This is a genomic window from Rhizobium anhuiense bv. trifolii (assembly GCF_024346605.1).
GTDB classification, from domain to species: domain Bacteria; phylum Pseudomonadota; class Alphaproteobacteria; order Rhizobiales; family Rhizobiaceae; genus Rhizobium; species Rhizobium anhuiense.
In genome coordinates, this window is sequence record NZ_CP098803.1 from 811931 (window position 1) to 835084 (window position 23154).

The window sequence follows — 23154 nt, forward strand, 5'->3', positions numbered from 1 at the left end:
ATCCCGGGAAAAGTGTGAAGCGGTTTTCCAAGGGTTTGCGTAAAACAAAAAGCTAGAGCGTTGCGCCCAGATGCCAGGGCACGAATTCGTTATCGCCGTAGCCGAAGAGCTCGCTCTTGGTCTTCTTGCCCGAAGCCGTATCGACGATAAGGTCGAAGATTTCGCGGCCCTTGCCGCTGATCGTCGCGTCGCCGGTGGCGATGGTGCCGCAATCGATGTCCATGTCCTCTTCCATCGACGCATAGAGCGCCGAATTGCTGGAAAGCTTCAGGGACGGTGCCGGCCGGCAGCCGAAGCAGCTGCCGCGGCCCGTGGTAAAGGCGATCATATTCGCCCCGCCGGCCACCTGGCCGGTCGCCGAGACCGGGTCGTAGCCGGGGGTGTCCATGAAGACGAGCCCGGGGGCCGTGACCCGCTCGGCATAACCATAGACCGCCGTCAGCGGCGAGCGCCCACCCTTGGCAACCGCGCCGAGTGACTTCTCCAGAATGGTGGTCAACCCGCCGCGCTTGTTGCCGGGCGACGGGTTGTTGTCGAGCGAGGCGCCGTGCAGAGCGACATAATCCTCCCACCAGGCGATTTTCTCGTCCAGCTTCTTTGCCACCTCGTCGCTGACGGCGCGGCTGCGCAAAAGGTGCTCCGCACCATAGATTTCCGAAGTCTCCGACAGGATCGCCGTGCCGCCGGCCGCCGCCAGCAGATCGGCTGCGACACCGAGCGCCGGATTGGCGGTGATGCCGGAAAAGCCGTCCGAGCCGCCGCATTGCAGGCCGATGATGATCTCGCTCACCGACATCGGCACGCGCTTTTCCTTGCCGACATCGGCAGCGATCTCGCGCAGCATGCCCATGGCCCGCTCGACCGCGCGGCGGGAACCGCCGGCATCCTGAATGTTGAAATGCCGCTTCGAAGCGCCCGCACCGCTCTGGCCGTACAGCGTCAGCTGGTTGACCTCGCAGCCGAGGCCGATCATCAGCACGCCGCCGAAATTCACATGCCTGGTATAGCCGGCGAGCGTCCGGTGCAGCACGTTCATGCCGTCGCCGGTCGAACTCATGCCGCAGCCCTGGTCATGCACGATCGGCACGAAACCGTCGATGCCCTCATAATGCGGCAAGATCGTCCGGTTCGCCTCGTCGGCGATCGCCCGGCAGACCGTGGTGGAACAGTTCACGCTGGCGATGATGCCGATATAGTTGCGGGTCGCCGCCCGCCCGTCGGCGCGGCGGTAACCCATGAAGGTGCGCGCCTTGTCGTCGGCCGTCGCCGTCTCCGGCGCCGAATTGGCGGTCGCCGCCAGCCGGTCGTTTTCGAAATGCAGGTTGTGGCTGTGCACATGGTCGCCGGCCCTGACCTCTTCAGTGGTGCGGCCGATCGCCTGTCCGTATTTCACCACGGGCGACCCGAGCGGAATATCCGCTATCGCCACCTTGTGGCCGGGGTCGATCTTCTGACGGGCTTCGATGCCGGCAACCGTCGAACCCGGCGCGATTGCCGCCGTTGCGACCGCGACATTGTCTCCGGCCGAAAGGATGATCCAAGGCAGTTTGTCCAATTTATTCTCCCCAGAGCATGATGCCGAAAACTGTGAGCGGTTTTCGGACGACATCATGCTCTAACTCTTTAATTTAGAATAGGATTCAGATTTTTGGCCGACCCGGCCTAAAATCATCCTGTTCTAAGGAAACACTCGCTGCATCGGCGAATGCGCATTGATTTTGTTTTTTATCTACAATAAACATTTTCAAGTCAACGGGAATATTGATCCTGTGGACGAGGGAGGCAATGAGCCGCAGGCGACCGGAAATAAGCTAAAGGTCGTTTGAACAAGCCCCGGTCCGCTCTGTCCTGCTGTGAAGCGGGAAGGCGCTCACGAGGGCGGAAAGCGGGGTCTGGTGGCACGGCAGAATACGGTCTTCAAGGAAGCCTACAACAGGTATGCTGCAGCCTTGCGCACGGATACCGCACTGCCCTCGGAGCCGGAGATCGCCGCCCAGCTCGGCGTCAGCCGCTCGACGGCGCGCGCCATCCTGACGCGGCTCAGCGAAGAAGGCATCATCCGCTGGAACAAGCGCCAGAAGATCGTGCTGCGCCAGCCGACGGACCGCGACCTCTTTCCCTCGGAAGAAACCGATTCCCTGCACGACATCATCGAGCGCAGCTTCATGCAGCGCATCCTTGCCGATGATGCAGCACCCGGCATGCAGATCAACGAATTGGAGCTAGCCCGGGAGATCGGCACCGGCACAACAAGCGTGCGCGAATTCCTGATCCGCTTCTCCCGCTTCGGCCTCATCGAGAAACGGCCGAACAGCCACTGGACGCTCAAGGGCTTCACCCGCGAATTCGCCCTCGAACTCGCAGATGTGCGCGAGATGTTCGAGCTGCACTCCGCCGCCGAATTCGGCCGGCTTCCGCGCGACCACCAGGCCTGGATCGATCTCGCCGCCATGCGCGACGAACATCACGCCATGCTGGCCGACATCAACCAGCGTTTCAAGGACTTCTCCGTCCTCGACGAGCGCTTCCACCTGTTGATCCATCGCGCCTCGAAAAACCGCTTCATCGCCGATTTCTACGACGCGATCGCCATCGTTTTCCACTATCACTACCAGTGGAACAAGACCGCCGCCCGCCAGCGCAACGAACGCGCCATCCACGAACATCTGGATTATATCGCAGCCCTGGAATCCGGCGACCAGGCGGCAATCGAAACCGCCTGCCGCGCGCATCTGCACTCCGCCCGCCAGACCCTGCTGCAATCCCTGCCGCAGATTGCCAGTGAAACTGCGTGAGGTGGGGAGAGTTATTCCGGGAAAAGTGCCGCATTGGGTGCCTGCAAAAACCGGCCGGCGCCTTCAGCTGCTCAATTCCCTTTCAAATATCTCCCGGCAATTGCGACAATATCTTCTCGCGCGCGGCGCGCGATGCGGAAAGGCGCTGCCTCGTATCTCCCAGCACTTTTGCTGAGGCTTCCTTCGGCGTGCCGGAAGAAAATGGTGGTGCGGGAGCATATTCCAGAGCGAGCTGGACCGTTTCGGCTTCTGTCTGCCCCAGAAGCTCGCCAATCACGGATAGTCCGAAATCGATGCCCGAGGTGACACCGCCTGCGGTGATCAGGTTGCCATCCTGTACCACTCGCTCCTCGACGGGCGTGGCGCCAAAGCGCGGCAGGAAATCGAGCGCATTCCAGTGGGTCGTCGCGCGTTTTCCCTTGAGCAACCCCGCCGCCCCCAGCACCAGCGCGCCCGTGCAGACAGACGTGACGTAGCGCGCCTTCGCCGCCCGCTCCCGAACAAAAGCGAGCACCATCTCGTCGAGCAACAATGCGTTGATACCGCTTCCGCCCGGAATGCAGAGAACGTCGAGTGGCGGGCATTCCGCAAAGGTCGTGGTCGGCGTCAAAGACAGCCGGGTAGAGGCCAGAACGGGCCGCAAATCCTTCCAGATCAGATGAACCTCTGTGCCTTCAGCCGAGGCGAAAACCTCGTAAGGGCCGGTGAGGTCGAGTTGCTGAACATCGGGGAAGACGAGGATTCCGAAAGAAAGAGGCATGGGGAAACTCCTGATTGACTTTCCCAATCCTAGTGGAGCAATGATTGGCGTGTTTGCCAATCATCCCTCCGTTCATGCCAAATAACCCTCGCCGTATCGAAATCCTGACCTTCCCCGACAGCCAGCTTCTTGATGTGGCAGGCCCTTTGCAGGTCTTTGCAACGGCAAACGATCTGGCTGCGCTTGCTGACAAAGCGAGGCCCTATGAGACTGTCGTGGTGGCGCAATGCGCTCAGGTGAGAACATCGTCGGGTCTCGCCTTGGCAGCCTCCCCGTTGCCGTCGCCGGATGCGCCGCTGGACACGCTCGTCGTGGCGGGAGGCTGGGGTGTCAATGCGGCTTGTGAAAACCGCGATCTGGTGGAATGGGTCAGAGGCCGCTCAAAGGCGGCGCGGCGCACCGCTTCCGTTTGCAGCGGTGCATTTTTGCTGGCGACAGCAGGATTGCTCGACGGACGGCGTGTCGTCACGCACTGGCAGCGTTGCGCTGAATTCACAAAACGCTTTCCGTTGGTGCGCCTCGATCCTGACCCCATTTTTGTTAGTGATGGCGACATGTGGACATCCGCCGGCGTGACAGCGGGCATCGACCTTGCCTTGGCGCTCATCGAGATCGACCTGGGTCGGAAGGCGGCGCTCGCTGTCGGGAGGCAGTTGGTGGTTTTTCTGAAGCGGCCGGGCGGACAGTCGCAATTCAGCACGGCCCTCTCACTGCAGGAAAATGACGGGCGTTTCGACCAACTGCACGCATGGATCATGGAAAACTTGAGCCGCCCATTGCCGCTGGCGGCTCTTGCCGCGCGGGTCAACATGAGCTCGCGCAGTTTTTCGCGGCATTATCGGCAGGTAACAGGGCTGACGCCGGCCCGGGCGATCGAAGACATCAGGATCGAAACCGCCCGACGCTTGCTGGATGAAGGCCAGTCTGTTGCCCGGGTCTCCAGGCGTTGTGGCTTCGGATCGGAGGAAACCATGAGAAGGGCCTTCCTGCGCCACTTTGGTACCAGTCCGAAAGCCTACCGCGAGCGTTTTGCCGGGTAGACGCCGGATGCCATCCTCGGTGCCGGCATCATGAAACCTTTTGATTTGTAAGCCGTTATCGCTGACATGACCGACGCTAAATTGAAACCGAAATCGGTCGACGGCACCGAGCCGGACGGTGCCGAGAAGTCGGGCCAGGAGAAGGCATCGACTGTCGAAGTTGCGCTGCCGCCAGATGCCATCCAACCCGATCCGGAGCTAACGCCTGAAGAGACCGAGCAGGCGCGCAAGCGCTATTTGCTGAAACGTTTCTGGATCAGCGCGCGCCGTTACTGGAGCCGCGATGGCGACAAGTTCGCTTGGCCCTTCTCGATCGGGCTATTGGCCCTGATCGGCATGAATGTCGGCTTCCAGTACGGAATCAATCTGTGGAACCGCGGGATATTCGACGCCATAGAGCGGCACGATGCCGGCACCGTCTATTTCCTGAGCGCTGTATTCGTGCCGCTCGTGCTTGGAACTGTGGCTATTGTCACTGTACAAGTCGCCGTTCGCATGATGATCCAGCGTCGGTGGCGTTCCTGGCTGACAAGCGCAGTCATCGCGCGCTGGCTCGCAAACGGCCGTTATTATCAGTTGAATCTCATCGGTGGCGACCACAAGAACCCCGAAGCGCGCATTTCCGAGGATTTGCGGATTGCCACCGAAGCACCCGTCGATTTCATCGCCGGTGTCATTTCCGCATTTCTGGCGGCCTCGACCTTCATCGTCGTGCTCTGGACGATCGGCGGGGCTCTCACTCTGCCGATCGCGGGTTGGACCGTCACCATTCCCGGCTTTCTCGTCATCACTGCGGTCCTTTACGCCGCGATCACCTCCAGCTCGATGGCGGTCATCGGCCGCTATTTCGTCCACGTCTCCGAGGCGAAAAATCAAGCAGAAGCCGAGTTTCGCTACACGCTGACCCATGTGCGGGAAAACGGCGAGAGCATCGCCTTGCTCGGCGGCGAAGAGGAGGAGCGTAATGACCTCGATAAGACCTTCGCCAATGTGCTCAGGCAATGGGCGCTCCTTGCCCGCCAGCACATGCGCACGACGCTTGTGTCGCATGGATCCATGCTGATTGCGCCAGTCGTCCCGGTCCTGCTGTGCGCGCCAAAATTTCTCGAAGGCAGCATGACGCTGGGACAGGTCATGCAGGCCGCCTCTGCCTTCGCCATCGTTCAGGGCGCGTTCGGTTGGCTTGTTGATAACTATCCGCGTCTTGCCGATTGGAACGCCTGTGCACGGCGCATCGCCTCGCTGATGATGTCGCTCGACGGGCTGGAGCGCGCCGAACAGAGCGACTCGCTCGGGCGCATCAAGCATGGTGAAACCGAAGGCGAGGTGATGCTCAGCCTCAACGATCTCTCCGTATCGCTTGACGATGGCACCGCCGTGGTCACGGAAACGCGCGTCGAGATCGAGCCCGGCGAACGGGTGCTTGTGGCCGGCGAATCCGGGTCCGGCAAGAGCACGCTGGTGCGGGCGATCTCAGGTCTCTGGCCGTGGGGAAGCGGCAGCGTCAATTTCCATGCCGACAGACGATTGTTCATGCTGCCGCAACGACCCTATATCCCGTCCGGCACGCTTCGCCGCGCCGTCGCCTATCCCGGCGCCGCCGACAGCTGGACGCTGGATCAGGTCAAGGCGGCCCTCGAAAAGGTCGGGCTCGATTATCTCAACGACAAGATCGAGGAAGAGGCGCCCTGGGACCAGACGCTGTCGGGCGGCGAAAAGCAGCGTCTCGCCTTTGCGCGCCTGCTGCTCCACCATCCCGATATCATCGTGCTGGATGAAGCAACCTCGGCACTCGATGAGAAGAGCCAGGATAAGATGATGCATATGGTGATCGATGAATTGCCCGACGTGACCATCATCAGCGTCGCGCATCGGGCTGAGCTGGAAGCCTTCCATAGCCGCAAGATCACGCTCGAGCGGCGCAAGGGCGGCGCAAAGCTTGTCAGCGATATCGATCTCATCCCGCGCAGGCGAAAACCGAATCTGCTTGTGCGGGTTTTGAAGAACCCCTCCGTGCTGAAAGACGGCACGAGTTCGAATAAGGACGGCACCGTCCCAGAATAGAAATTCTCCGCCTGGCCAAAACTCAGCAATCGCCTGACGCGGACTCTGCGTTGGCAATCTGATCCAGATTGTCGATCAGCCGCTTGAGCAGACTGACAAGTTGTCCTGCTTCCGCGTCGGTGAACCCGGCCAATGCCTCTTCATTCCCCTGGAACAAGGCCGCAATCGCCTCCGGCATGCCGTCCCGCGCAGCCTTGGCCAGCACGATGCGGCTGCTGCGGCCATCAGCCGGGTCGCGTGTCCGCTCGATCAAGCCATCCCGCTCCATGCGGGCGAGCATCTGCGCCATCGGCGGTTGCTCGACCCTGGCAAAGCGGGCGAGATCGCGCTGCGTGCTTGCTGTGCCATCTTGCAGCGCCACCAGCACAGGCAATTGGCCGACACCGAATCCGAGCGGTTTGAGGCGTGTTTCGCTCAAGCGCGCAAATCCGCGCGCCGCAAGACTGATGAGATGCCCCGGCGTCGAAAGCACGTCTTCATCCATTCCGCTTGACCTCTTGCCTGCGCTTGACCATAAGATATATACGTACATATGTATATTGATGCGCGGCATTCGGCAATATCGTTTGATGCCGCCGAGCTGATCTTTCAATCTCCATTGAGGAAATGACATGTCCAACAATGACGTCGAAATGCTCAAGCGCGTCTATGCCGGCTTCAACGCCAGGGACATCGACGCTGTCCTCGCCGTCCTTTCCGACGATGTCGCCTGGGCGAACGGCATGGATGGCGGCCATGTTCATGGCCGTGAGGCCGTGCGCGACTATTGGACACGTCAATGGGCTGTCATCAGTCCACATGTCGAGCCGGTCGCATTTGCGGAAACGGACGATGGCACTGTGGCTGTCGAGGTGATCCAGTCGGTCTTTGACCTCGATGGCCGGCCGCTGGAAGGGCAAAGCCATGGCCTGAAGGACAAGACCGTCACGCATATCTTCCGCATCGAAGGCGACAAGATCGTCCGCTTCGATATCCGGGATGCCCTGTAAGGAACTATGCCGGAGGTGGTGACCGCTCCGGGCGCGGTGCGGCCGACATGTCCGGAAGATCACCTCTGCATTTCGAGATAATCTCGTCGACAACGAGATTCAGGAGACGTGCGAAGCGGTTTTACCGGAGCCCTTCCGTGAAAGCCGAACCGCTCAATGCGAAGCCGCCTCGCTTGCGACGGCCGCCCCCTCGCGCTTCCGGCCGGGCCCGACCGGGATCAGCCAGGTGGTGAAGAAGGTCAGCACCGCGACGACGACCACGCCCCAGAAGCTCCAGTGTAGCGCCGCATTGAAGACGGCGCGGATGGCCGGATCGGCGGCGAGCGCCGAAAGCCCGGTCGGCTGGTTCAGCGCCTCGTGCAGGCCCGCCGCCGCCTCGCCGCTCGCATAATGGTTGATGCCGGCATTGAGGATGGCGCCGAGCACGGTGGCGCCGAGCGTATTGCCGAGACTGCGGGCAAAGATGATCGAGGCCGTGGCGCTGCCGCGCATCGACCATTCGACGCTGTCCTGCACCAGCACGATGCTGGTGAGGCTGATGAGACCCATGCCGAAGCCCATGAAGAAGGAACCGGCGCCGGCAATAACAGGCGAACTCTCCGGTGTCAGGAACAGAAGAAAACAGGCGCCGAACGGAAACAGCAGGCTGCCGACACGCAAGGTGCGGCGGATGCCGAAGGCCTTGTAGAAGCGGCTGGAGAGCATCACCGACAGGGGCCAGCCGACAACCAGCATGGTGAGTGTGAAGCCTGCAACGATCGGCGAGCGGCCGAGGACGCCCTGCACATAGATCGGCAGGATGGTCGAAAGCCCGATCAGCGCCATGCCGGCCAGCAGCGTCGCCGCATTGCTGGTTGCGATCAGCCTTCGGCTCCAGAGCGGGATCGAAATGATCGGCTCTGGCGCCCGCTTCTCCTGGGCGAGAAAGAGAAGGCCCGTGACCACGAAGACGGAAAAAAGCGAAATCAGAATCCAGGCGCTGGCATCGGTTTCCGTCAGCATGACGAGCAGTGCGACAATCGATATCGAAAACAGCACCGATCCGAGGTAATCGATTTTTGCCTGCTTGTGCGCCACATCCTCCTTCAGGAAGATCATGAAGGCGATGATCGAGATGACGCCGATCGGCAGGTTGATCCAGAAGATCCAGGCCCAGGAGATGTTGTCGACGATAATGCCGCCGGCCAGCGGCCCGACGACGGCCGAGGTCGCCCAGACGGTCGCCATCGCGCCCTGCACGCGGCCGCGTTCCTCGAGCTTGAAGAGATCGCCGATGATCGTCATCGTCACCGGCTGGATGGCGCCGGCGCCGAGCCCCTGCAGCAGCCGGAACAGCACCAGCGACATCATCGACCAGGCAAACCCGCAAAGCAGCGAGCCGACGAGGAAGATCAGGATGCCGCCGATCAGCACCGGCTTGCGCCCGAAAATGTCGGAAAGCTTGCCGTAGATAACAGTGGTCGTCGACTGCGCCAGCAGGAAGGCCGAAAACACCCAGCTGTAATAGGAAAAGCCGCCGAGCTGCCCGACGATGCGCGGCATCGCGGTCGCCACAATCGTCGCCTCGATCGCCACCATGAAGGTCGCGAGCATGATGGTGGCGACGATAAGCACGCGGTTCGAGCGTTGCGCTGCATTCGACATGACGATCCTCTTCGGGTGCTCCGCATGGCCGGAAATGTCGGCGGGCTGGCTGGGTGTGGGGCGATGTGCCAAGTGCGGAGTGACGGGTAGTTTTACGTCCGCAGTCGCGAGTCGTAAAGCCGTTCCCGCGGCAGCTGTTGTTTTCGTCCGAGGTGGGAGCGGCCGAAGCGAAGCCCCCGGTGCCACTTCGATCGGAGTGCCACCTCGCCCGGAGCCCTTCATTCCATCAGGCAGTCAGGCGGCAATCGGCCCGATCTTCATTGCGGGCAGGCCTCGCCGGTCGTCCCGCTCTCCGCGGAACCGGCGGTGCAACCCGGCGTCGGCTGTCCGGATTTTGGCGCCCGCCCGATAGCTGACCAGTCTGTTGGCGGTTGAAACAGCCATCCTCTCATTCGTCATCCATCAAATGAAACTCCCGCGCCGCCTGAGGGCAGAGAAGCCTGAACTGCTCGATCAGCGGCGGCATACCAGAAGCACACGATACGTCTGAATTCTCTCGCAATGGGAAAGTGACGCGCAGCGGTTCTCCCGCAGAAGGTTCGAACGATAGGGTGCCTTCGCTGCAATTGGCGGTGGAACGGAAAGTGTCTTTTCCATTCGTTTTTGTGTACTCCGCCACGCACTGCTTTACAGTCAGTTTGCCGCCATGAGCTGTTGTCTCATGCCCTGGGTCTCGCTTGCAATATTCCTGGAAGTCGGCCCGAGTGACCTTTCCTTCCATAACTGCAGTGCTTGAATCGGTACCGGTCTTACTGACCAGCGTTCCGTTCCATCCGGCACATGAGGCGAGAGGGAAGTCTGCTGCCTGCGCAGCGGACAAGCTAAATGTGAAAAGCGCGATACTTAAAAGCGAAGTTCTCATAGGTCCTCCTAATCGCTAACCTGCCCTCGTACGATCGATATCGGTCGCGCATATGTAGATGAAGGGCAGCCCAGCCGCCATGAGTGAAGAGGCTCTAATTGCTGAAATTTTGCCTGCAGAGCGGCCAAATGCAGCTCAAGGCAAACGCAGGATTTTAAGAGAGGCTTATAAAGAAATGGTGCCGCTTGCAGGACTCGAACCTGCGACCCCATCATTACGAATGATGTGCTCTACCACCTGAGCTAAAGCGGCATTTCACGGCCGAAGCATGCGGCCCGCGATTTGCATGGCGCTGATACAGCCATTGTTCGAAGATTTCAAGCGCCCTGTCATGGCTTTGGCAAAAAAGAGGGGAGGGCCGAGAAGGCGCGGCTCAGAGCGCCAGCCGGGCGCGCGCCGCCTTGTATTCGGCCTCCAGCCGGTCGACGAGGTTTGCCACCGGCTCGACGGCCTTGATGGCGCTGATGCCCTGGCCGCTGCCCCAGATGTCCTTCCAGGCCTTGGCGCCGCCGGTCGCCTGCTCGAAATCCATCTTCGAGGGATCGGCCAGCGGCAGGTTGTCGGGGTCCATGCCGGCCGCCACGATCGAGGGCTTGAGGTAGTTGCCGTGTATGCCGGTGAAATAGTTGGAATAGACGATGTCGCCAGCGGCGCCTTCGACGATCGCCTGTTTGTAGGCGTCGGCGGCGCGCGCCTCTTGCGTGGCGATGAAGGGCGAGCCGATATAGGCCATGTCGGCGCCCATCGCTTCTGCGGCGAGGATCGCGCCGCCGGTGGAAATCGCGCCGGCGAGCAGCAGCGGCCCGTCGAACCATTCGCGGATTTCCTGGATCAGCGCAAAGGGCGACAGCGTGCCGGCATGGCCGCCGGCGCCGGCCGCAACCGCGATCAAGCCGTCCGCCCCCTTGCGGATTGCCGAATGGGCGTGGCGGTTGTTGATGATGTCATGCAGCACGATGCCGCCATAGGAATGGACGGCGGCGTTGACCTCGGGCACGGCGCCGAGCGAGGAGATGACGATCGGCACCTTGTATTTGACGCAGAGCGAGAGGTCATGCTCCAGCCGCTTGTTCGACATGTGGACGATCTGGTTGACGGCAAAGGGGGCGGCCGGCCGCTCGGGATGGGCGGCGTCGTGGCGGGCAAGCTCCTCGGTGATCTCGGCCAGCCATTCGTCGAGCTGGCTTTCCGGCCGAGCGTTCAACGCCGGAAAGGCGCCGACGACGCCCGCCTTGCATTGCGCCAGCGTCAGCGCCGGATGCGAGATGATGAACAGCGGCGAGCCGATGACCGGCAGTCTCAGTTTATCCCTCAGGATCGCGGGCAGGGCCATGGTTCATCACTTCCATTGACGTTTACGAAAACGTCAATCTCATAACAGAGATGAAAAGGCGATAAAAGAGCGGCTGCCATGCCTTCGTCGATTTCACCCCGAATATATAGGTCTGAGAAGGCTGATAGAATAAGGTCCGCATGTGCTGAAAGCTGCCGATTATCCCCGCCGATCAACCGCGGCCAGGCCTGCAAGGCTTGCGGTTTGCCGCACTTGACGCTACCGAATTTTGAGAGAGAACGGCGGGGATTGCAGTCCGATGCCGAGTTCATGGTGAAGGACTGGATGTGAGCGGATTAGAAACGGCCATCAGAACAGCGCTCGAAAACTCCGATCGCGACAATCCGGAGGTTCGAGCGAGGATCTACCAGTCGGCCCGCCAGGCGCTCGAAGCCGGTCTGCGCAAGCAGGATATCACCGACACCGAGGTTGTTGCCCATCATCGCCATCGCCTGGAAAGCACCATTCACGCCATCGAAAGCGAGGAGCGTGACCGCCTGCATCCCCGCCAGAGGCCGCCTGAGGTGCCCGTGCCGCCGGTCGTGGAAATGCCGGCACCTCCGGTCCACCGCGACGAGGTGGATGATATCGACAGTCCCGCCGTGTCGGGCGAGACCCGCGCCCCCGAAGTGAGCTTCGGCCGTCGCGATGAAGCGAGCCTCGACGACGTGCATGCCGGCAGCGCCGATCATCTGGCCGCCGCGCCGGTCGGCGAGGAGCGCCTTGCCCGCGGCCAGCGCGCCACCAACATGGATTTCCGCCCGGAGCGGGCGGCCGGCCGCCGCAAGCCGCGCAAATTCTTTTCGCGGCTGCTCGTCTGGTGCGTGCTGCTGGCCTTTATCGGCATCGGCGCCTGGTGGGCGCATACGTCGGGCCTGCTGTTGACCGCAGCCGAGCGCGACACCAGCGTTGCCAATCCGCCGGCAAGCACCCAGCCCGAGGATTTCACCGGCAATGACGACAGCGCCGGCAATACGGCCTCCCCCGCCGATCAGCCGGTGACCATCGATCCGCAGAACAGCTTTTCGGCCGATTGGATCCCGCTGTTCAAGCCTGAGGACGCCGACAAGATTAAGAGCGGTCCCAGGGCGCGCACCGAAAAGATCGCCGAGAATGACGGCCCCGCCATCCGCCTGATTTCCGAGAGCGGCACGGCCGACGGCAATATTTCGATCAGCGTGCCGCCATCGGTGCTGCAGCAGCTTGCCGGCAAATCCTCGACGATCGCGCTGACGCTGCAGTCGACCACCGACGAACCGACCCAGGTCACCGTCGAATGCGATTTCCAGTCGCTCGGCAATTGCGCCCGCCATCGCTTCAACGTCACCCGGGAAAAGTCGGATGCGCTGCTGCAGGTGAAGTTCGATCGCTCGCTGGCGCCGAATGCGCCGGGCACGCTGACGATCAACAGCGATCTCGACGGCAAGGCGCGCGGCATCAACCTCTTTGCCATCCGCATCCTGCCGGGGCAGTGAACTCCTATTTCCGAAAGCCTTATTTCAGAAACCCAGACCCCGAGCCGATGATCTCTTCGTCGACTGTGCCGAGCGCCTTTTTATCCTTGCCGTCATAATCCATCGCGTTCAGCATGTGGCGGATCAATTCGAGGCGGGCGCGCCGCTTGTCGTTGGCGCGGATCACCGTCCAGGGCGCAAAATCCGTATGGGTTTCCTTCAGCATCCGGTTGCGCTTATCGCTGTAATCGCCCCATTTGGTCAGCGCCGCGATGTCCATCGACGACAGTTTCCAGACTTTCAGCGGATCATGGCGGCGGTCGTGGAAGCGCTTGAGCTGCATCTCGCGGCCGATATCGAGATAGAATTTGAAGAAGAAGATGCCCTCATGGGCGATGATCTTTTCGAGCTGCGGCGTCTGCTTGAGAAAATCCTCATATTGCTGCGGCGTGCAGAAACCCATGACTGGCTCGACGCCGGCCCGGTTGTACCAGGAGCGGTCGAACAGCACGAATTCGCCAGCCGTCGGAAACTGCGCGACATAACGCTGGAAATACCATTGCCCCTGCTCGCGCTCGGTGGGCTTGGTCAGCGCCACGACGCGCGCAAGGCGCGGATTCATATGCGCCGAAGAGGCCGAGATCGCACCGCCCTTGCCGGCAGCATCGCGTCCCTCGAACAGCGCCATCACCCGCTTGCCGGTCGCCTGCAGCCAGAACTGCACCTTGACCAGTTCGATCTGCAGCTTTTCCAACTGCTCCAGATAGTCCTCTTCCTTGAGCTTCTTCTTGTAGGGAAAATCGCCGGATTCCAGTGCGTTTTCCTCCACCCAGTCCGGCAGGACGGGATCGTCGACATCGAAGATGCGTTTCTTTCCGCGGATCTCCAGCTCCACGGCCCTGTTTTCGACGTCCTCGTCCATATGTTCCTCCTCAGCCTGATTGTTCTCTTCCCGCAGGCGAACATAGTTGCCGTTGAAAATCAAATCTTTCGCGGATGGCCGGCACTTTTTCGTCGGTTTCGGTGGCGGCCTTTCGCTTCGGGGCGGCAGCCCGAAAACTTCTGTCATGAATTGCCGCTATCAGGCAGAGTTCCAATATAAAGAAAAACGAATCGACGCCGCGAGGGCACTTGCCAGACGAAACTCCATGGAGAAAAAGCCTGTTGGCGCGCATAAGGCGCGAACGGCCGGTGCTGCTTGCGGCCATCCTCAGCGCGCTGATCGCGCTTGCCGCCGGCATGAACAAGTGGGTTGTGCTTGTCCTTCTGCTGGTGATGATCCTCACCGCGCTTTTCAACGAGGCGCCCATCATCGGGGCCGAACCCGCCCCGCCGGTGGAGATGAAGCCGGAGCTGCCGCCAAGCCGCCTGCCGGAGGTTTCCGCCACGCTCTCCGGCCTCGATTTCCCCGTCATGCTGCTGTCGGACGATGCCTCGGTGCTCTTCCAGAACCGCGCCGCCGAAAAGGCCTTCGGCGAGGTGGCGCTCGGAGCCCATATATCGGCCCGCCTGCGCTCGCCCGGTGTGCTCGACATGGTGCGTGAGACGATCGCCACCAACGCGCCGAACCAGATCGAGCATTCCGAGCGGCTGCCCTCCGAGCGCGTCTATATCGTCCGCAGCGCGCCCATTGAATTCGCGGCCGGGGACGGGCCGCATGAGCGCTATTTCATCCTCTCCTTCCGCGATATTTCCGAGGTCCGCCGCATCGACCGCATGCGCTCGGATTTCGTCGCCAATGCCAGCCATGAGCTGCGCACGCCGCTTGCCTCGCTGCGCGGCTTCATCGAGACCATCCAGGGGCCGGCGAAGAACGATCTGAAGGCGCAGGCGCGCTTCCTCAACATCATGCTCGACCAGGCGACGCGGATGAGCAGGCTGGTCGACGACCTGCTGTCGCTCTCCCGCCTGGAGCTGAAATCGCACATCGCGCCGGACGAGAAGATCGACCTGGTGCCGCTGCTCGGCCATGTCAGGGATTCCCTGGCGCCACTGGCAAGGGATGTCGGCGTCGACATCAACCTGCATCTGCCCGAGGGCAAGGTCGAGGTGCTGGGAGACCGCGACGAGCTTGTCCAGGTCTTCGAGAACCTGATGGAAAACGCCTGCAAATACGGCCAGGAGGGCGAGATCGTCGACGTCTGGTTGAAGAACGGCACCGGCCAGCCGGTCGAGGTCAGTATCGTCGACAAGGGTCCGGGCATTCCGGCCGAGCATGTGCCGCGCCTGACCGAGCGCTTCTATCGCGTCAGCATCGAGGATAGCCGCTCGAAGAAGGGCACCGGCCTCGGCCTGGCCATCGTCAAACACATCCTCACCCGCCACCGCGCACGGCTGATCGTCAAATCCGAAGTCGGCAAGGGCACCGATTTCACCGTGCGGTTTTGATAAGGCATGTCCCCTCGCCACGTTTACGGGGAGAGGGTTAGGGTGAGGGGCAAATCACACGGAACAACCTTAGTGAAAGGATGTAGTGCGGAAAGCCGCCGTCTCCCCTTCAGGATATGAAGCCGATTTCTACAACGTAAGGTGGATTGGTCGCCGGACTTTGCCGTTCGCCGACACGGTTGATCGGTGTCTTCAAAATTTTCCCTTATAAAACAGCAGCTTAATCTGTCACAAATGTTTCATCGCTTTGACATAAAAGGACGGTGCTTAAACCGCTAAGAGAGTCTCGCCGATGAAAAAAGGCACTGCGAGGGCCTCTCTACAGGCCGCACTCACACAAGCCCAATGCCGGGAGATTTACATGAACACCTTCAAGCTCACCGTTGCCGCGCTCGCTGCAACTGCTGCTTTCGCTGGCGCTGCCGTCGCCCGCGACCAGATTCAGGTTGCTGGTTCGTCCACCGTCCTGCCTTACGCAAAGATCGTTGCCGAGTCCTTCGGCGAAACCTTCACCAACTTCAAGACGCCGGTCGTTGAATCCGGCGGCACGGGCGCTGGCCTGAAGGAATTCTGCAAGGGCGTTGGCGAAGACACCATCGACATTGCAAACGCCTCGCGTCCGATCAACAAGAACGAAGCCGAAGCCTGCAAGGCTGCCGGCGTGACGGATATCCAGGAAGTCAAGATCGGCTACGACGGCATCGTCTTCGCAACCGACGCTTCCAACCCTGACGTCGCCTACGTTCCTGCCGACATCTACAAGGCCCTCGCAGCCCAGGTCGTCGTCGACGGCAAGCTCGTCGCCAACCCCTATAAGAAGTGGTCGGAAGTCAACCCGAAGCTTCCCGCTGTTGATATCGCTGCCTATATCCCGGGCGAAAAGCACGGCACGCGCGAAGTCTTCGAACAGAACGTTCTCGCCGCCGGCTGCAAGGCCTCTGGCGCAATCGACGTCATCGCCAAGGAAATCTCCGATAAGGCTGCCCAGGGCAAGGCCTGCGTCGCAGTCCGCAAGGACGGCGTTGCTGTCGACATCGACGGTGACTATCCGGAAACCCTGGCACGCATCGCCGCCAACAAGACCGGCGTCGGCGTATTCGGCCTTTCCTTCTATGAAAACAACGCCGACAAGCTCAAGGTTGCCAGCGTAAACGGCATCGTTCCCTCGACGGAAACGATCGCTAACGGCACCTACCCGGTTTCCCGCCCGCTGTTCTTCTACGTCAAGAAGGCACATCTCGGCGCCGTTCCGGGCCTGAAGGAATACGTCAACTTCTTCGTATCCGACCAGATGATCGGCCCTGACGGCCCGCTCGTCGAATACGGCCTGGTTGCCGCTCCGGATGCCGAGCGCGAAGCGATCCGCAAGGACGTCGAAGCCGGCAAGTCCATGTAATCACTTTGCCGGCGCGGTGACTTCAAACCCGCGCCGGCATTGCCTTATCCCTCGCGCCGGTATTTCCGGGCCGCAGGGTTGAATTCATTCCGCATGATTGGAAGCTGAAGGCAGGCTGTGAAGCTGCCGGGCTTTGGGGCCACGGGCTTGGGGACGTAACGAATGAGCACATCCATCATACTTTTGTGCCTTGTGGTGATCGGTGCCGCCGCCTATCTGGTCGCGCGAAGCCGGGCCACGGCGCTTGCCGGAGGCAGATCCTCCGCATTGCATTCACGGCCGGCCTATTACGGCGCCTATGCCGCGATCTGGGCTGTTCTTCCCGCCCTCATCGTCCTCTGCGTCTGGCTCTCCGTCAGCCCCGGCATCATCCAGTCCTCGGTTCGCAGCGCCTTCCCTGCTGACGTCAAGGCTCAGGCCTCGGTCGAGCAGGATCTTGGTTATTCGATGGTGGCGACGGTCGCCCGCGGCCTGACGATGCTGACTTCGGATGAAGCCGCGGCAGTCGCCAACGATCCGGCCGCCCTGCAGGCCAAGCTCCTCGAAAAGGGCGTGCCGCTCGCCGGCCAGCCGCAGCCCTACATGGTCGATGCCGCCAAGACGCTGAACGCCAAGAGCATGACGAGCCGCCTCGCCATGACCGCGATCGTCTTCATTCTGGCTGTATCAGGCGCCTTCTATGCGCTGCGTTCCATCGCCCCGCGCTTCCGCGCCCGCAACCGGGTCGAGCGCGTCATGCTCTGGGGCCTGCTGCTGGCCTCCTCGATCGCCATCCTGACGACGATCGGCATCGTGCTTTCGATGCTGTCGGAAGCCGCCCGCTTCTTTGCCGTGGTTCCCGCCGCCGACTTCTTCTTCGGTACCGTCTGGGATCCGCGCTTTGCCGGCGCCGGCAGCTCGTCCTTCGGTCAGTTCGGCCTGATCCCGCTGCTGCTCGGCACGGTTTACATCGGCCTGGTCGCTATGCTGGTCGCCGTGCCGGTCGGCCTCTTTGCCGCCATCTACATGGCCGAATACGCCTCGCCGAAGGTGCGCGGGGTCGCCAAGCCGCTTCTCGAAGTGCTCGCCGGCATTCCGACGATCGTCTACGGCTTCTTCGCGCTCGTCACCGTCGGCCCATTCCTGCGCGATTTCTCCGCCCAGATCAGCGGTCTTCTGTCCGGCAGCTATTCGAATTTCATCCAGGCGCAGAGCGTTCTGACGGCCGGCATCGTCATGGGCATCATGCTGATCCCCTACGTCTCCTCGCTGTCGGACGACATCATCACCGCCGTGCCGCGAGCCCTGCGTGACGGTTCGCTCGGTCTCGGCGCCACCCGCTCCGAAACCATCAAGAAAGTCGTCTTGCCCGCAGCCCTTCCCGGCATCGTCGGCGCATTGCTGATGACCGCCTCACGCGCCATCGGCGAAACCATGATCGTCGTGCTGGCCGCCGGTGTTGCCGCCCGCATCCAGATCAACCCCTTCGAGCCGATGACGACGGTGACCGTCAAGATCGTCAACCAGCTGACCGGTGACCTCGAGTTCACCTCGCCGCAGACCCTGGTTGCCTTTGCCCTTGGCATCACGCTGTTCTGCATCACGCTTTGCCTCAACATCTATGCGCTCTACATCGTGCGCAAATACCGGGAGCAGTACGAATGACGGATATTGTTTCTCCCGCCGGCGTCACCGTTTCCAAGGCGCCACCGCGCCGCGATATCGGCATCAAGCGCCGCTATGCCGCCGAGCGCCGGTTCCAGGCCTATGGCATCGCCGCCATCACCTTCGGTCTCGTCTTCCTCTTCATCCTGCTGTGGACGGTGATCGGCAAGGGCTACACCGCCTTCCAGCAGACGGCGATCACCCTGCCGATCGAATTCTCGGAGAAGACGATCGACCCGAACAACAAGCGTGCGACCGACCCTTCGGTGCTGATCGCCGCCAACTATCCGGTTCTCCTGCGCGACGCGATCGTCAAGCAACTGAACATCAATGCCGCAAGCCGCCCTGATGTGCGCGATGCCTCGGCCATGCTGTCGAAGAGCGCCCCGATCCAGCTGCGCGACATGGTCATGTCAGACCCGTCGATCATCGGCAAGACGGTCAATGTCACGGTGCTTGCCGACGCCAATGTCGACAGCGCCAACAAGGGCCAGATCGATCTTTCGGTCGATGAGAAGAACCGCAAGGTCAACGACAAGCAGGTTGGCTGGATGAACGAGCTGAAGGCGAGCGGCGCTCTTCACAAGCAGTTCAACACCGGCCTCTTCGTCAACGGCAACTCCAGCCGTCCGGAGGCCGCAGGCCTTGGCGTCGCCCTCATCGGCTCGCTCTACCTGATGCTGATCGTGCTGGTGCTGTCGCTGCCGATCGGCGTCGCCGCCTCGATCTATCTCGAGGAGTTTGCGCCGAAGAACAAGCTGACGGACCTGATCGAGGTCAACATCAACAACCTCGCCGCGGTTCCCTCGATCGTCTACGGTCTGCTCGGTCTGTCCGTCTTCATCAACTTCATCGGCCTGCCGCGCTCGGCGTCGCTGGTCGGCGGCCTGGTGCTGACGCTGATGACCCTGCCGACGATCATCATCGCCACGCGTGCCGCTCTTCGCGCCGTGCCGCCGTCGATCCGCGCCGCAGCCCTCGGCCTCGGGGCTTCCAAGATGCAGATGGTGTTCCACCACGTTCTGCCGCTCGCCATGCCCGGCATCCTCACCGGCACGATCATCGGCCTGGCGCATGCGCTCGGCGAAACCGCGCCGCTGCTCCTGATCGGCATGGTCGCCTTCGTCGCCAACGCGCCGACGACGCCGCTCGATCCCTCGACGGCTCTGCCCGTACAGGTCTATATGTGGGCCAACGAGGCCGAACGTGCCTTCGTCGAGCGTACTTCGGGTGCCATCATCGTTCTGCTCCTGTTCCTGATCGTCATGAACATGGGCGCCATCCTCTTGCGTCGTCGCTTCGAGCGCCGCTGGTAAACGGAGTTAAACATCATGAACATGTTGACGGAAGCTGCAGTTGAAAAGGCGCTGGATCACAAGATGAGCAACGTCCCGTATAAGATGATCGGAAAGGATGTCTCGGTTTACTACGGCGAAAAGCGCGCGCTTTTCGATGTGAACCTGAACATCCGCGAAAACACCGTAACCGCCCTGATCGGCCCGTCCGGCTGCGGCAAGTCGACCTTCCTGCGGAGCCTCAACCGCATGAACGACACGATCGACGGATGCCGCGTCACCGGCAAGATCACGCTCGATACCGACGATATCTATGATCCGGATATCGACGTCGTCGAACTTCGCGCCCGCGTCGGCATGGTCTTCCAGAAGCCGAACCCGTTTCCGAAGACGATCTACGAAAACGTCTCCTACGGCCCGCGCATCCATGGCCTGGCCAAGTCGAAGGCCGATCTCGACCAGATCGTCGAGACCAGCCTGCAGCGCGCCGGCCTCTGGAACGAGGTCAAGGACCGCGTGCATGAATCCGGCACCGGCCTGTCCGGCGGTCAGCAGCAGCGCCTCTGCATTGCCCGTGCCGTCGCCGTCAGCCCTGAGGTCATCCTGATGGACGAGCCCTGCTCGGCGCTCGACCCGATCGCCACCGCCAAGGTCGAGGAACTGATCCACGAGCTGCGCGAGAACTACACGATCGTCATCGTTACCCACTCCATGCAGCAGGCCGCGCGCGTCTCGCAGCGCACCGCCATGTTCCACCTCGGCAATCTCGTCGAGGAGAACGACACCGACAAGATGTTCACCAATCCGGACGATCCGCGCACCCAGGATTACATCATGGGTCGCTTCGGCTGATCCTGGCGTCACCAAGCCTTTCCGTTATTCGAGGATAAAGCCCCATGGCATCGACACATATTTATTCTGCCTATGATGATGATCTGAAGTTCCTGTCCAGGCGGATTTCCGAAATGGGCGGCCTGGCCGAGCAGATGGTCGCCGAAGCCGTGCGGGCGCTGGTCAACGGCGATACCGCGCTGGCGCAGAAGGTCATCTCCGACGATGTGATCCTCGATCACGCCGAACGCGAAATCGGCGACAAGGCGATCGTCACCATCGCCCGCCGTCAGCCGATGGCCGCGGACCTGCGCGAAATCATGGGCTCGATCCGCATCGCCGCCGATCTCGAACGCGTCGGCGACCTCGGCAAGAACACCGCCAAACGCGTCATCGCCGTCCAAAGCACCGGCGTTCCCCGCAAGCTCGCCCGCGGCCTCGAGCATCTCTCCGAACTGGCGCTCGTCCAGCTCAAGGAAGTGCTCGATGTCTACACCAATCGCTCCGCCGACAAGGCGAACGCGATCCGCGAACGCGACAACGAGATCGACGCGATGTACACCTCGCTGTTTCGCGAGCTCCTGACCTACATGATGGAAGATCCGCGCAACATCACCAGCTGCACGCATCTTCTCTTCTGCGCCAAGAACATCGAGCGCATCGGCGACCACGCCACCAACATCGCCGAGACGATCTTTTACATGGCGACAGGTGCGCAGCCGGAAGGCGATCGTCCGAAAGACGACAGCGCCAACACCGTCGGCGCGGTAACCGAATAACCGCCCGGGCCGGACGGCCGGGCTAGAAGCTTGCGTGCGCGCCCATCCGGGGCGCGCAAAGAGGTCGCAGCCAATTCTGAATTTGCGCAGGGTGCATTGCTTGAACCATCCCCGGTTCAAGGATCATGCGCGAGGAGACCGACACGCATGATCCCGAGAGTTGCAGTTGTTGAAGACGAGGAAGCCCTGAGCGTGCTTCTTCGCTACAATCTCGAAGCGGAAGGCTTCGAGGTCGATACCATCCTTCGTGGCGACGAAGCCGAAATGCGGCTTCAGGAGCGCACGCCCGATCTGCTCATCCTCGATTGGATGCTGCCTGGCGTCTCCGGCATCGAACTCTGCCGGCGCCTGCGCATGCGGCCGGAAACCGAGCGCCTGCCGATCATCATGCTGACGGCGCGCGGCGAAGAGAGCGAGCGCGTCCGCGGGCTTTCGACGGGGGCCGACGATTATGTCGTCAAGCCCTTCTCGACCCCCGAGCTCGTTGCCCGCGTCAAGGCGATGCTGCGCCGCGCCCGTCCCGAGGTGCTGTCGACGGTGCTGAAATGCGGCGATATCGAACTCGACCGCGAAACCCACCGGGTCCATCGCAAGACCCGCGAAGTCCGCCTCGGCCCCACCGAATTCCGCCTGCTGGAATTCCTGATGTCGTCGCCGGGCCGGGTCTTCTCCCGCTCGCAGCTTCTCGACGGTGTCTGGGGCCACGATATCTATGTCGACGAACGCACCGTCGACGTCCATGTCGGCCGCCTGCGCAAGGCGCTGAATTTCTCCAACATGCAGGACGTCATCCGCACCGTCCGCGGCGCCGGTTATTCGATGGAAGCCTGAGGGCCTCCATTCTGATTGCTGACAACGTCGCTCGAGCTAGCGTCTGCCCCTCACCCTAACCCTCTCCCCGTAAAACGGGGCGAGGGGACGTGCCCTGCGACAGGTTAGCGGGGAACGGAGAGGTCGCGGCATATCCCCTTCGCCCCGCAAGCGGGGAGAAGGTGCCGGCAGGCGGATGAGGGGCAGCCATCCGCGCGAACCAATAACCACAAAAAAACGGGCCAGTCGGCCCGTTTCTCATGTGCGGCGATGTTACCCGCTCAGCTGGCCCGCGCTGCTGCCCGGCGGCGTTCGTTGACCGGCTGGTAGGCAAGCTTCTGGTGATAGCTGCAATAGGGCGAATTGTCGGGGGATTCGCAGCCGCAGAAGTGGAAGTCGTCCTTCAGCGGATCGCCGACCGGCCACTTGCAGGTGCGTTCGGTCAGTTCCGTCAGGCCGAGGCGTCGGGAAATCGGAACGACCACGTTGCCTCTCGGCACGTATTCCATTTCCTCGATCGTTTCGATCTCGATCTCTTCCTTCAGCATCGTCGCGCCCTGCTGGCGGGTAACGGTGCGAGTGGCGACCCGTGAGGCGTAGTTCGGCGCGCGCGGCGCAGAAGTATTGCGTTTCGGCGTTCGGGCGGCATTGGCGGTACCGCCGGCCTTGGCACGGCCGGGGAGGCTCAGCCGATGCACCTTGCCGATGACCGCGTTTCTGCTGACGCCACCAAGTTGTGCCGCGATCTGGCTGGCGCTCAGTCCTTCGGCCCAGAGCTTCTTGAGTTTCTCGACCCGCTCGTCTGTCCAGTTCATGCCCTGTCTCCACCTTTTGCGTTGGTGATGGCAGAATCCCTCACCGTTGTCCCGGAAGGCTCCGAAACAAGAAACGCTTGATCAATTTTGGTGACTAGTTCCGCCGCATGCAGTCTAGTAATTGAACTTTAACCTAGTGTGAGGCTGACTCCGTGACAAGAGTCGCATGAATCCGGATGAATCGAATTTCAAGTTTTCCCCAACTTGCTGCCCCGGCGTGGCATTTCTGCAATAATGCCTGTTGAGGACGGATAA

The 23154-nt window shown here is 61.5% G+C and carries 20 protein-coding genes and 1 tRNA gene; 12 read left to right on the forward strand and 9 right to left on the reverse strand.

Features of this window, described 5'->3' with window-relative positions; translation table 11 throughout:
* Positions 1 to 52 precede the first annotated feature (52 nt).
* Positions 53 to 1555, reverse strand: a complete 1503-nt coding sequence (locus NE851_RS12595) for a UxaA family hydrolase (RefSeq protein WP_048338246.1) — start codon at positions 1553 to 1555, stop codon at positions 53 to 55.
* Positions 1556 to 1895: 340 nt separating this feature from the next.
* Here NE851_RS12595 and NE851_RS12600 point away from each other — a divergent pair, with 340 nt between their 5' ends.
* A complete protein-coding gene (locus tag NE851_RS12600) occupies positions 1896 to 2795 on the forward strand; it encodes a GntR family transcriptional regulator (protein WP_047617273.1) in 900 nt (299 codons plus the stop codon).
* 82 nt (positions 2796 to 2877) lie between these two features.
* Here the strand turns inward: NE851_RS12600 and NE851_RS12605 are convergent, their stop codons facing one another.
* Positions 2878 to 3555, reverse strand: coding sequence for a DJ-1/PfpI family protein (locus NE851_RS12605; protein ID WP_254960756.1), 678 nt, complete (start codon positions 3553 to 3555; stop codon positions 2878 to 2880).
* Positions 3556 to 3629: 74 nt separating this feature from the next.
* Between NE851_RS12605 and NE851_RS12610 the strand changes: the two genes are divergently transcribed.
* Complete coding sequence (locus tag NE851_RS12610) at positions 3630 to 4595, forward strand: GlxA family transcriptional regulator (protein ID WP_097543248.1); 966 nt, start codon at positions 3630 to 3632, stop codon at positions 4593 to 4595.
* A gap of 66 nt (positions 4596 to 4661) precedes the next feature.
* Positions 4662 to 6659, forward strand: a complete 1998-nt coding sequence (locus NE851_RS12615) for an ABC transporter ATP-binding protein/permease (protein WP_254960758.1) — start codon at positions 4662 to 4664, stop codon at positions 6657 to 6659.
* Positions 6660 to 6681: 22 nt separating this feature from the next.
* Here NE851_RS12615 and NE851_RS12620 read toward each other — a convergent pair whose 3' ends face one another.
* Positions 6682 to 7143 (reverse strand): MarR family winged helix-turn-helix transcriptional regulator, encoded by a 462-nt coding sequence (locus NE851_RS12620; RefSeq protein ID WP_254960760.1) that lies wholly within the window; start codon positions 7141 to 7143, stop codon positions 6682 to 6684.
* Positions 7144 to 7270: 127 nt separating this feature from the next.
* Here NE851_RS12620 and NE851_RS12625 point away from each other — a divergent pair, with 127 nt between their 5' ends.
* The gene (locus tag NE851_RS12625) at positions 7271 to 7648 is read left to right on the forward strand and encodes a nuclear transport factor 2 family protein (protein WP_097543251.1); all 378 of its coding nucleotides are present in this window, start codon (positions 7271 to 7273) and stop codon (positions 7646 to 7648) included.
* Positions 7649 to 7801: 153 nt separating this feature from the next.
* Here the strand turns inward: NE851_RS12625 and NE851_RS12630 are convergent, their stop codons facing one another.
* The 4 genes from NE851_RS12630 to NE851_RS12645 all read right to left on the reverse strand — a co-directional run bounded on the left by NE851_RS12630 (position 7802) and on the right by NE851_RS12645 (position 11487).
* Positions 7802 to 9292, reverse strand: coding sequence for an MDR family MFS transporter (locus tag NE851_RS12630; protein WP_254960762.1), 1491 nt, complete (start codon positions 9290 to 9292; stop codon positions 7802 to 7804).
* A 388-nt stretch (positions 9293 to 9680) separates the two neighbouring features.
* Positions 9681 to 10154: a hypothetical protein gene (locus tag NE851_RS12635; RefSeq protein WP_028757466.1), complete on the reverse strand. Its 474-nt coding sequence runs from the start codon at positions 10152 to 10154 to the stop codon at positions 9681 to 9683.
* A 176-nt stretch (positions 10155 to 10330) separates the two neighbouring features.
* Positions 10331 to 10406, reverse strand: a tRNA-Thr gene (locus tag NE851_RS12640).
* A gap of 121 nt (positions 10407 to 10527) precedes the next feature.
* Positions 10528 to 11487, reverse strand: a complete 960-nt coding sequence (locus NE851_RS12645) for an NAD(P)H-dependent flavin oxidoreductase (RefSeq protein WP_028757465.1) — start codon at positions 11485 to 11487, stop codon at positions 10528 to 10530.
* A 287-nt stretch (positions 11488 to 11774) separates the two neighbouring features.
* Between NE851_RS12645 and NE851_RS12650 the strand changes: the two genes are divergently transcribed.
* Positions 11775 to 12962 (forward strand): regulator, encoded by a 1188-nt coding sequence (locus tag NE851_RS12650; protein WP_183906135.1) that lies wholly within the window; start codon positions 11775 to 11777, stop codon positions 12960 to 12962.
* Between the two features lie 19 nt (positions 12963 to 12981).
* Here the strand turns inward: NE851_RS12650 and ppk2 are convergent, their stop codons facing one another.
* On the reverse strand, positions 12982 to 13863 hold the full coding sequence (ppk2, locus tag NE851_RS12655; protein ID WP_028756992.1) for a polyphosphate kinase 2: 882 nt from the start codon (positions 13861 to 13863) through the stop codon (positions 12982 to 12984).
* A gap of 242 nt (positions 13864 to 14105) precedes the next feature.
* Between ppk2 and phoR the strand changes: the two genes are divergently transcribed.
* The 7 genes from phoR to phoB all read left to right on the forward strand — a co-directional run bounded on the left by phoR (position 14106) and on the right by phoB (position 22105).
* Positions 14106 to 15329 (forward strand): phosphate regulon sensor histidine kinase PhoR, encoded by a 1224-nt coding sequence (gene phoR, locus NE851_RS12660; protein WP_254960765.1) that lies wholly within the window; start codon positions 14106 to 14108, stop codon positions 15327 to 15329.
* 361 nt (positions 15330 to 15690) lie between these two features.
* Positions 15691 to 16725, forward strand: a complete 1035-nt coding sequence (locus tag NE851_RS12665) for a substrate-binding domain-containing protein (protein WP_097544945.1) — start codon at positions 15691 to 15693, stop codon at positions 16723 to 16725.
* A gap of 162 nt (positions 16726 to 16887) precedes the next feature.
* Positions 16888 to 18369 carry a phosphate ABC transporter permease subunit PstC gene (pstC, locus tag NE851_RS12670; protein WP_097544946.1) on the forward strand — a complete coding sequence of 494 codons (1482 nt, stop codon included), beginning with the start codon at positions 16888 to 16890 and terminating at the stop codon, positions 18367 to 18369.
* Complete coding sequence (gene pstA / locus NE851_RS12675) at positions 18366 to 19685, forward strand: phosphate ABC transporter permease PstA (protein ID WP_028756988.1); 1320 nt, start codon at positions 18366 to 18368, stop codon at positions 19683 to 19685. Before pstC ends, pstA begins: the two co-directional genes overlap by 4 nt.
* Before the next feature lie 15 nt (positions 19686 to 19700).
* Positions 19701 to 20516, forward strand: a complete 816-nt coding sequence (pstB, locus tag NE851_RS12680) for a phosphate ABC transporter ATP-binding protein PstB (RefSeq protein WP_003556197.1) — start codon at positions 19701 to 19703, stop codon at positions 20514 to 20516.
* 44 nt (positions 20517 to 20560) lie between these two features.
* A complete protein-coding gene (gene phoU / locus NE851_RS12685; RefSeq protein ID WP_028756987.1) occupies positions 20561 to 21274 on the forward strand; it encodes a phosphate signaling complex protein PhoU in 714 nt (237 codons plus the stop codon).
* A gap of 147 nt (positions 21275 to 21421) precedes the next feature.
* Positions 21422 to 22105 carry a phosphate regulon transcriptional regulator PhoB gene (gene phoB / locus NE851_RS12690; RefSeq protein ID WP_003545181.1) on the forward strand — a complete coding sequence of 228 codons (684 nt, stop codon included), beginning with the start codon at positions 21422 to 21424 and terminating at the stop codon, positions 22103 to 22105.
* A 260-nt stretch (positions 22106 to 22365) separates the two neighbouring features.
* Here phoB and NE851_RS12695 read toward each other — a convergent pair whose 3' ends face one another.
* On the reverse strand, positions 22366 to 22899 hold the full coding sequence (locus NE851_RS12695; RefSeq protein ID WP_028756986.1) for a GcrA family cell cycle regulator: 534 nt from the start codon (positions 22897 to 22899) through the stop codon (positions 22366 to 22368).
* Between the last annotated feature and the right edge of the window lie 255 nt (positions 22900 to 23154).